Source organism: Cupriavidus sp. R6-3 (assembly GCF_059772245.1).
Genome location: NZ_JCBAJO010000172.1, coordinates 1 through 10,084, shown reverse-complemented (window position 1 = coordinate 10,084; position 10,084 = coordinate 1). Strand labels below are relative to the sequence as shown.

At 69.1% G+C, this 10,084-nt stretch carries 7 protein-coding genes and 1 pseudogene; 6 read left to right on the top strand and 2 right to left on the bottom strand.

Annotated elements, in window-relative coordinates:
• The coding region (locus AC6EI8_RS20065; protein ID WP_498382697.1) for a translocation/assembly module TamB domain-containing protein at positions 1 to 3,156 on the top strand (3,156 nt) is incomplete at its 5' end.
• Between the two features lie 52 nt (positions 3,157 to 3,208).
• The gene (locus tag AC6EI8_RS20060) at positions 3,209 to 3,757 is read left to right on the top strand and encodes an outer membrane protein assembly factor BamE domain-containing protein (RefSeq protein WP_150084404.1); all 549 of its coding nucleotides are present in this window, start codon (positions 3,209 to 3,211) and stop codon (positions 3,755 to 3,757) included.
• Positions 3,758 to 3,781: 24 nt separating this feature from the next.
• Here AC6EI8_RS20060 and metG read toward each other — a convergent pair whose 3' ends face one another.
• Positions 3,782 to 5,863: a methionine--tRNA ligase gene (metG, locus tag AC6EI8_RS20055; protein ID WP_149317718.1), complete on the bottom strand. Its 2,082-nt coding sequence runs from the start codon at positions 5,861 to 5,863 to the stop codon at positions 3,782 to 3,784.
• A gap of 310 nt (positions 5,864 to 6,173) precedes the next feature.
• Positions 6,174 to 6,806, bottom strand: a complete 633-nt coding sequence (locus AC6EI8_RS20050; RefSeq protein WP_023263915.1) for a YiaD family glycine zipper/OmpA-like lipoprotein — start codon at positions 6,804 to 6,806, stop codon at positions 6,174 to 6,176.
• Positions 6,807 to 7,172: 366 nt separating this feature from the next.
• Here AC6EI8_RS20050 and apbC point away from each other — a divergent pair, with 366 nt between their 5' ends.
• The 4 genes and pseudogenes from apbC to AC6EI8_RS20030 all read left to right on the top strand — a co-directional run.
• A complete protein-coding gene (apbC, locus tag AC6EI8_RS20045) occupies positions 7,173 to 8,261 on the top strand; it encodes an iron-sulfur cluster carrier protein ApbC (RefSeq protein WP_006578138.1) in 1,089 nt (362 codons plus the stop codon).
• An 11-nt stretch (positions 8,262 to 8,272) separates the two neighbouring features.
• On the top strand, positions 8,273 to 8,794 hold the full coding sequence (locus AC6EI8_RS20040) for a DUF3305 domain-containing protein (protein ID WP_149317991.1): 522 nt from the start codon (positions 8,273 to 8,275) through the stop codon (positions 8,792 to 8,794).
• 122 nt (positions 8,795 to 8,916) lie between these two features.
• The gene (locus AC6EI8_RS20035) at positions 8,917 to 9,627 is read left to right on the top strand and encodes a DUF3306 domain-containing protein (protein WP_149317719.1); all 711 of its coding nucleotides are present in this window, start codon (positions 8,917 to 8,919) and stop codon (positions 9,625 to 9,627) included.
• A 101-nt stretch (positions 9,628 to 9,728) separates the two neighbouring features.
• Positions 9,729 to 10,084, top strand: a pseudogene (locus AC6EI8_RS20030) (4Fe-4S ferredoxin); the annotation flags it as partial.

Genomic DNA, 10,084 nt, shown 5'->3' with positions numbered 1-10,084 from the left:
TCCGCCGCCCAGCCATCGCCACCGGCGGCACCGGCCGTCGCGCCGCTGACCGTGGCCGGCGAAGTCTCCATCCGCAATCACGAACCCGGACCGCTCGACGCGGAGCGGCTGCCGGTGCAGTCGCTGCGCGCCACGGTCGAGCTGAGCGAGGCCGCCCAGCATGTCCGCGACCTGCGCGTGGCGCTGGCCGGCAATGGCGAGATCGTCGGCAGCGGTTCGCTGCGCGAGGGCCGCGGCGGCTTCGATCTGGACGTGCGCCGGCTCGATCCGCATGCGCTGCACGGCAAGCTGCGCAGCGCGAAGCTGTCGGGCCCGGTAATCGTGCGGCTGGAGCCGGGCCGCCAGAGCGTCGCGCTGGACCTCGGCGGCGGCGAGCTGAAGCTGTTCGCCGACGCGCGCATCGATGCCGACGCCGTCACGCTGGCCGCGCTGCGCCTGGGCGTCGCGCAGGGCAGCCTGCACGCCGAGGGCAGGCTCGGGCTGAAGGACCAGCAGCCGTTCAGCTTCAAGGGCCGCATCAGCGATCTGGACCCGGCGCGGCTGGCGAGCGTCGCCAAGGGCCGCATCAACGCGAACTTCGACGCCTCCGGCACGCTGGCCGGCGAGCCGCGCGTGGCGGCGGACTTCTCGATCGGCGACAGCGAATACGCGGGGCTGCCGATGACCGGCGGCGGCAAGGTCCGGCTGGCCGGACAGCGTCTGCTGCCGAGCGAGGCGACGCTGTCGATGGCCGGCAACCGCGCCGACCTGCGCGGCAGCTTTGGCGCGCGCGGCGACCGCATGACAGTGGCCGTCGACGCGCCGCAGCTCGATCGGCTCAAGTTCGGCGTCGGCGGCACGCTCAAGCTCGACGCCCAGGTCAGCGGCACCTGGCAACGGCCGGAAATCACGGCAACCTACGATGCCCGCACGCTGTCGATGGGTCCGCACCGCGTCGAGAGCGCCAGCGGCAACGCCGATCTGCGCGGCGGCATCGACGGTCCGCTGCGGCTGCGGCTGGACGCGCGCGGCTATCGCGGTCCGCAATTGTCGATGAGCACGCTGCAGGCGAGCCTCGACGGCACGCAGGCCAGGCACAGCTTCAACGTCGAAGGCGAGGGCCGCATGCGGCGCCGGCCGCTGCAATTGCAGGCCGCGGGGCAGGGCAGCTGGAAGAACGGCACCTGGACCGGCACGGTCAGCACGCTGGAGGAGCGCGGCACCGTCGAACTGAAGCTGCTGACGCCGGTCGCCGTCAGCGCCGGCGCGCAGAAGCTGACCCTGGGGCAGACGCGGCTGCAGCTGGCCCGCGGCACCATTGCCCTGGACCGCCTGGATTGGGACCGCGGCCGCATCCGGACCCAGGGCGCGCTCAATGGCCTGCAGGTCGGCCATCTGCTCGCGCTGGCGGAGGCCTTCACCGGCGATGCGCCACCGCTGCGCTCGGATCTGATACTGGACGGCCAGTGGAACCTGAACCTGGCCGAGACCGCATCCGGCTTTGCCGAGCTACGGCGCCGCAGCGGCGACCTGTCGGTCAACGCCGGCCGGGGCTACACCACGCTGGGGCTGGGCGACACCGTGCTGCGCGCCGAAGCCGCCGGCACCCGCCTGCAGCTGCGCGGCAACGTGGTGTCGTCGCGCCTGGGTACCGCCAGGGTCGACGCCTTCGCCGGCCTGATGCCCGAGCAGGGCGTGCTGACGGTGACGCCGGCCTCGGCGCTGGGCGGCCAGGTCGCCTTCGATGTGCCGCGGCTCAAGGCGCTGGAGGCCCTGACCGGTCCGCAATACGCGTTCGACGGCCGGCTGGCGGCCGCGATGCAGCTGGCCGGCACGATCGGCGCGCCGGTGCTGACCGGCACCATCAACGGCGACGGCCTGGCCATCACGCTGTACGACCAGGGCATCCGCCTGACTGACGGCATCGTGCGCATCGTGCTCGACCGCAACGTGATCGAGCTGCGCCAGGTCCTGTTCCGCGGCGGCGACGGGACGCTGACCGCCAGCGGCAACGTGCGGCTCGGCGAAACCGATCCGACGCTGCGTGCCCGCATCGTCGCCGACCGGCTGGAGCTGTTCGCCAGTCCCGAGCGCACGCTGGTGGTGTCCGGCAACGCCGACATGGCCAACGAGAACCGGCAGTTCGTGATCCGCGGCAAGTTCCGCGTCGATCGCGGGTTGTTCGACCTGCCCAAGGCTGGCGCGCCGGTGCTGGGCGACGACGTGGTGATCGTGCGCAAGTCGGACCGGCGCGCCGAGCGCGAGGTGCGCACCGCCGCCACGCCGGCGGTGCCGGAGTCGCAGCCGACCAGCCGCTTCGCCCCGGTCATCGACCTGTCGGTGGACCTGGGGGACCGCTTCCGCTTCCGCGGCGCGGGAGCGGATCTGCTGCTGGCCGGGCGCCTGGGCGTCAACAGCGAGCCCTTGACGCCGATGCGGGTCACCGGCACCGTGCGGGTGGTCGACGGCACCTACGAGGCCTTCGGTCGGCGGCTGCAGATCACGCGCGGCATCGTCAATTTCAATGGCCCGGTCGGCAATCCGAATCTGAATATCCGCGCGATGCGGCTGAACCAGGAAGTCGAGGCGGGCGTCGAGGTCACCGGCACGGTACGGCTGCCGCGCGTGCGGCTGGTGTCCGAGCCCAACGTGCCGGACGAGGACAAGCTGTCGTGGCTGATGTTCGGCTACGGCGCCGACAGCAGCACGGCCGGGCAGCAACAGCAGCTGAGCGGGGCGGCGCTGGGCGGTGCGGCGCTCGGCATGCTGGGCTCGAAGGCCGGCAAGGGCGTGGTGCAGCGCTTCGGCATCGACGAATTCTCGATCGGCCCGAGCACCGCGGGTTTGAACGAGCAGCAGGTGGTCAGCGTCGGCAAGGCGGTCAGCGAGAAGATTTCGGTCGGCTACGAGCAGAGCCTGACGTCGGCGGCCAACGTCGCCAAGGTGACCTGGGCCTTCTCGCGGCGCTGGTCGCTGATCGCGCGCGGCGGCACCATCAACGGGCTGTCGCTGCTGTTCAACCGGCGTTTCGACAGCTGGAGCCAGCTATTTTCAGGATCGTCACCACGGCGCGAGGGCGCCAGGAGAGAGCAGGATGCAAGTACGGGAAGCACCGGCGGCGACGCCGACAATCCGCCCACGCCACCGGAGGGGCCTGCCGAGGCCATCAAGCGATGAGCGAGGCAACGGCGTGGGTGCGGGCCGCCGGTCCGCGCGCGGAGTGGCAGCGATGGGACTGATCGCTTCGGTGCTGGCGCTGTTCGGCTGCGACCAGCGCAAGGTCGACGAGGCGCTGAACAAGGCGGGCGACGCCGCGCGCTCGGCCTGGCAGTCGGTCCAGCCCGACAGCCAGCTGTTCAAGGGGATCGAGCCGGGCGTCTCCAGCGAGGACGACGTGCGCCGCCAGGCCGGCCGGCCCGAGATCGTCTGGGAAGAGGAGAACGGTGCGCGCCGCCTCGAATATCCGCGCGGGCCCGAGGGCGCCACCACCTGGATGGTGACGATCGGCGCCGACGGCAAGGTCGGCGCGATCGAACAGGTGCTGACGGCGGAGAACTTCCAGCGCGTGCGTGCCGGCATGAGCCAGGACAGCGTCCGCCGCATGCTGGGCAAGCCCACGAAGATCGAGGCCTTCCGCCTGAAGCAGGAAACCGTGTGGGGCTACCGCTGGTGGGAGACCTCGCAGGACAAGGCCTTCTTCAACGTGCACTTCGGCACGGACGGGCTCGTCACGCATACCTCGCGCAGCGACGATCCGTCGAAGGTGCAGGGCGGCTGACGCCGCCCTGCACGCGCGAGGCGATCAGCGAATGCGCATGCCGGGCACCGCGCCCGCATGCGGTTCGAGGATGTAGAGGCCTGGCGCCGCCTTCTCGTCGGCCGCCGAGGCCGCCAGCACCATGCCTTCGGACAGGCCGAACTTCATCTTGCGCGGTGCCAGGTTGGCGACCACCACGGTCAGCTTGCCGACCAGCTGCTCCGGCTGGTAGGCCGACTGGATGCCCGAGAACACGTTGCGCGTCTTGCCCTCGCCCAGGTCCAGCGTCAGCTGCAGCAGCTTGTTCGAGCCCTCGACCTTCTGGCATTCGACGATGCGCGCCACGCGCAGGTCGACCTTGGCGAAATCGTCGATCGTGATGGTGTCGGCGATGGGCTCGATGCCGGCGGGGGCATTGCCGCCCTCGGCTCCGGCCGCGCCGGCCGCCGGCGCGGCCTGCAGCGAGTCGCGGTTGGCCGCCAGCAGCGCCTCGATCTGCTTGGCGTCCACGCGTGTCATCAGGTGCGAGTACGGCTTGATCGGGCTGGCGCTGCTCAGCTGCCGGTCGATCGCGCGCCAGTCCAGCGGCTCGACATTGAGGAAGGCCTCGACGCCGGCCGCGACGTTGGGCACCACGGGCTTCAGGTAGACCGTCAGCAGGCGGAACGCTTCCAGCGACACCGAGCAGGCGGCATGCAGGGCCGGGCGTTTCGCCTCGTCCTTGGCCAGTTCCCACGGCTTCTCGGCATCGACGAAGGCGTTGACGGCGTCGGTCAGCTCCATCACCAGGCGCAGCGCCTTGCTGTATTCGCGGCCCTCGTACAGCTGCGCGATCTGCGGCGCGGCCTGGCGCAGCTGCTCGAGCAGCGGGTGCGACAGCGCGGCGTCGTCGACGCGGCCGTCGAAGCGCTTGACCAGGAAGCCCGCCGCCCGGCTGGCGATGTTGACGTACTTGCCGATCAGGTCGCTGTTGACCCGCGAGACGAAGTCGTCCAGGTTCAGGTCCAGGTCTTCCATGCTGGCGTTCAGCTTGGCGGCGAAGTAGTAGCGCAGCCATTCCGGGTTCATGCCGGTGTCGATATAGCTCTGCGCGGTGATGAAGGTGCCGCGCGACTTGCTCATCTTGGCGCCGTCGACGGTCAGGAAGCCGTGCGCGAACACATTGGTCGGCGTGCGGTAGCCCGAGAAACGCAGCATCGCCGGCCAGAACAGCGTGTGGAAGTACAGGATGTCCTTGCCGATGAAGTGGTATTGCTCGGCGGTCGAATGCGGGCCGACCCAGGCGTCGAAGTCGATGCCCTTGCGCTCGCACAGGTTCTTGAAGCTGGCGTAGTAGCCGATCGGCGCGTCCAGCCAGACGTAGAAGAACTTGCCCGGCGCGCCGGGGATCTCGAAGCCGAAATAGGGCGCGTCGCGCGAGATGTCCCAGTCCGACAGCGTGGAAGCCTCGCCGTCGCCGCCCAGCCATTCCTGCATCTTGTTGCTGGCTTCCGGCTGGGCCAGGTCGGCCACCCACTCCCGCAGGAAGCTCTCGCAGCGCGGATCGGACAGCTTGAAGAAATAGTGGGTCGAGGACTTGCGCACCGGCGTGGCGCCCGACACCACCGAGTACGGGTTCTTCAGGTCGGTCGGCACATAGGTGGTGCCGCAGACCTCGCAGGAGTCGCCGTACTGGTCCTTGGCGCCGCACTTGGGGCACTCGCCCTTGATGAAGCGGTCCGGCAGGAACATGTTCTTGACCGGATCGTAGAACTGCTCGACGTCGCGCTCGGCGATCAGGTCCTCGGCCTTCAGCGCCAGGTAGATCTTCTCGCACAGCAGCCGGTTCTCCTCGGAGTCGGTGCTGTAGTAGTTGTCGAACGAGACCAGGAAGCTGTCGAAGTCGCGCTTGTGCTCGTTCCAGACCCGGTCGATCAGCTGCTTCGGCGTGATGCCTTCCTTTTCCGCGCGCAGCATCACGGGCGTGCCATGGGTATCGTCGGCGCCCACGTAATAGACCTCGTTGCCCATCATGCGCTGGAAGCGGACCCAGATATCGGTCTGGATGTATTCCACCAGGTGGCCGATATGGATCTGGCCGTTGGCGTAAGGCAGGGCAGATGTGACGAGGATGCGACGTGCTGTCATGGGGATGCCGGTCGGGAAGCGGTTGGATATCGGTGTTCCGCGGCGCGGGCGGGGTCGGCGCGGAAAACCGACATTCTAGCAAGCGGGGGAGGCGGCCACCGGCCGCGGCGCCGGTGCGGACCGCGCGGCCACGCGTGCGGGCAAACGCGCGGCCCAGTGCGTCACCAGGTGCGGCCCAAAAAAAGCGCCGGTCTGAGCCGGCGCAGCTTTCCACAACGGAAAAGGAGGAGAAATCAGGTACCGCCCGGGAGGTCAGCCACCCATCGCGAGCCAGCAACGGTGGCAAGCGGTACCTGTTTCTATGACTCCATCACCCTTGAATTGGTTTCAAAAAAATTTCGACCCGGCGATTTTGGGCCCGGCCGGCCTCGGTGGCGTTGTCCGCGATGGGCTGGGACTGGCCCCGGCCCTCGGCACTCAGGCGGTTGCGCGCGACCCCGCGGTCGCCCAGGTAGCCGGCCACGCTCTGGGCGCGGCGCTGGGACAGCTGCATGTTGTAGGTCGGGTTGCCGGTGCTGTCGGTATGGCCGATCACCGTGGCGTTGACGTCCTGGTGCTGGCTCAGCGTCTGGGCGACCTGGTCGAGCACCGAGCGGAACGACGGCTTGATGGTCGCGCTGTCGGTATCGAACGTCACCTGGCTGGGGATATTGACCTTCAGCGAGCCGTCCGGCTGCTCGGTGATCTGGGTGCCGGTGCCGGCGGTATCGCGGCTCAGCTTGCCCCGGATCGCGTTCCAGTTGTAGCCCAGCGCACCGCCCGCGGCGGCGCCGACGGCCGCGCCGATCACGGTGCCCTTGGTGTTGCCGCCGATCAGGTTGCCCAGGCCGGCGCCCACGGCGGCGCCCGCACCGGTACCCACGGCGGTGTGCGTACCCTGCTCGGTCGCACAGCCGGCGGCCAGTGCGGCGACGATCGAAAGGCTGACGAGCTTGAGTTTCATGCTTTCTCCTTCTGTCGATTGTTGTGCTTCAACTGCGGCTGCCTGCGCCTCGGGTTGAGGCATTGTGACGCACTGGCCTAATTGCGCCAGCAGCTTCCAAAAAATGCAAGCGCCAAGTGGCGATTCAGGCTGCTTTCGGGCACCGCCGAAGTCTCGGGCGGGATCCGGGGCGAGCCGACGTTTCGGGGCACTACAATAGGGAGATGGCGCCCCGTGCACAAGCGCCACGCTGTGAAAGTTGTAAGCACGTGTAATCCCTTGTGCACCACAGGGATAATCGAAGCCTTCCTGGCCCTCGCCGAGCCGCGGGGCCACTCTTTGATACAGTACGCGCCTTCCCCCACATATCAAGTAGCGGAGATTGTCTTGAGCCTTACCGTTGACCAGGTTACCGAAGCCTTGCGTACCGTGATCGATCCCAACACGGGCAAGGATCTGGTGAGCACGCGCTCCGCCCGCAATATCCGTGTCGATGGCGGCGATGTCTCGCTCGACGTCGAACTCGGCTATCCGGCCAAGAGCCAGCTCGACCCGATCCGCAAGCTGGTGATCGCGGCGCTGCGCGCCCTGCCCGGCGTCACCAATGTCAGCGTGACGGTGACCATGCACATCGTCGCCCATGCCGTGCAGCGCGGCGTCAAGCTGCTGCCGGGTGTCAAGAACGTGATCGCGGTCGCCTCCGGCAAGGGCGGCGTCGGCAAGTCCACCACCGCCGTCAACCTCGCGCTGGCGCTGGCCGCCGAAGGCGCGCGCGTCGGCATGCTGGACGCCGACATCTACGGCCCGAGCCTGCCGATGATGCTGGGCATCGACGGCCGTCCCGAGTCCGCCGACGGCCAGACCATGGAGCCGCTGGAGGGCCACGGGCTGCAGGCCAACTCGATCGGCTTCCTGATCGAGCAGGACAACCCGATGGTCTGGCGCGGGCCGATGGTGACCTCGGCGCTGGAGCAGCTGCTGCGCCAGACGAACTGGCACGAGCTGGATTACCTGATCGTCGACATGCCGCCGGGCACCGGCGACATCCAGCTGACGCTGTCGCAGAAGGTGCCCGTGACCGGCGCGGTGATCGTCACCACGCCGCAGGACATCGCGCTGCTGGACGCGCGCAAGGGCCTGAAGATGTTCGAGAAGGTCGGCATCCCGATCCTCGGCATCGTCGAGAACATGGCGGTCTATTGCTGCCCGAACTGCGGCCACGTCGAGCATATCTTCGGCGAGGGCGGCGGCGAGCGGATGTGCGAGCAATATGGCGTCGACCTGCTGGGCAGCCTGCCGCTGAACCTGTCGATCCGCCAGCAGGCCGATTCCGGCCGGCCCACGGTGGTCGCCGAGCCCGACAGCCCGATCGCCGAGCTCTACCGCGGCATCGCGCGCAAGGTGGCGATCAAGGTCGCCGACAAGGCGCGCGACATGACCAGCAAGTTCCCCAGCATCGTCGTGCAGAACACCTGACCATGGAACCGATGCAGTCCGAGGCTCCGCCGCCGGCCGGCGGCCGCCCCGCCGTCACGATGGCGGTGGTGATGCGCAGAATCGCGCTGGCGAGCCGCTGGCAGCCCTGGAAGTGGGAGCTCGAAGCGGTGGTGCCGGACCTTGGCGCGTTCGGTACCGAGCCGCACTGCCTGCACGAGGACGAGCAGGGCGCCCGCTGGCTCTATCCCGGCTACCCTGTCGAGCTGTTCCGCGACGAAGCCGAGGGCTACTATCTGAACCTGAGCTCCACGGCGCCGTGCTGGTTCGTGCTGTGGCGCATGGACGAGACCCAGCCGGAAGACGGGCGCCGGCCGCTGCCGGTGACCGTCTCGCTGTCGTACAACGAGGCGGGGCGCTGGCTCGATGCCGGCGAGACGGTCGAGAACGTGCCGCTCGCACCCGAACAGCTGGCCTGGCTGCAGGCCTATGTGGCCGAGCACTACCGGCCCGAGCCGAAGAAGCGCCGGCGGCCGGAGTCGTTCAAGTCGCCGCAGGACCGGGCGCGCTATTGAGCGCACCGCCGAACGCCGCCGAACGCACCACTGACTGCACCACTGAACGCGTTGCTGAGCACGCCATTGAAATCCGCGGCAGGGATGTCGTTACCCGTCTCTTTGCCGCCTGACTTTCCATCATGAGCGATTCGACCGAAACGTCCTTCCTGTCCCGCTGGTCACGCCGCAAGGCCGCCGTGCGCGAGGGCAAGGCCGTGGCAGCCGAACCCGTATCGCCGCCTGCCGCGTCGCCCGCCGCGCCGGTCGCCGTTCCGGCAAAGGCCGATGTGAAGGCCGACGCAACGGCCGGTGCCGTCGCGCCCGAGGCCGAAGCCCCGCCCGCGCCGACGCTGGCCGACGTGGCGATGCTCAAGCCCGGCGACAGCGTGGCCCGCTTCGTCGCCCGGGGCGTCGACGAAACCGTCAAGCGCGCCGCGCTGAAGACGCTGTTCGCCGACCCGCATTTCAATGTGATGGACGGGCTCGATATCTATATCGACGACTACAGCAAGCCGGACCCGATTCCGCCCGACGTGCTGCGGCGCCTGCGCCAGTCCGAGACGCTGGGCCTGTTCGATCCGATCGAGGAAGTGGAAGAGCCCGGCACCGCTGCCGGCCGTCAGGGCTCGGCTCCGGACGACGAAGCGCAAGCTCAAGCCGGGGCCGAATCGTCCGTTGATGTCCCCGAGGACGGTACCGGCGAGCCGGATGGCACCGCACAGGCCGGCGCGCACATCGCCCCGGACGACGGCGCCGATGCCGGCGTGAAGGCGCAAACCACGCCCGCGCCGGGGGGCGATGCCACCCCCGCCGTGCCGCATACCGAACCAGCTACGGACAAACCTGCGTAGCCCCGGCCCCGCGTCGGGCCTACAATGTCACTCCCCCACAAACCGCCGGCGCGGACCCGCTCGAAAGAAGCGGGCTGGCAAGCCGGCCAGCTGTACCGACCATGCCGACGCTGATCTGCAATTGCAACGACACCATGCCGCTTGACGGGGCGGCACTGTCGGATGCCTCCACCCAGCCGGGCGCCGCCCCGCTGAAAGTCCACCGCCTGTTGTGCCGCCGCGAGGTCGGCGCCTTCACCGCCGCGCTCGACGGCACCGAAGACGTGATCGTCGCCTGCACGCAGGAACGCCCGCTGTTTACCGAACTGGCCGCGAAGACGCAGGCCGACGGCGTCGTCACCGCGCCGGTGCGCTTCGTCAATATCCGCGAGACCGGCGGCTGGTCGCGCGGCGCGCGCAAGGACCCGCGCACGGCCAATGCCAAGATCGCCGCGCTGCTGGCCGCCGCGGCACTGCC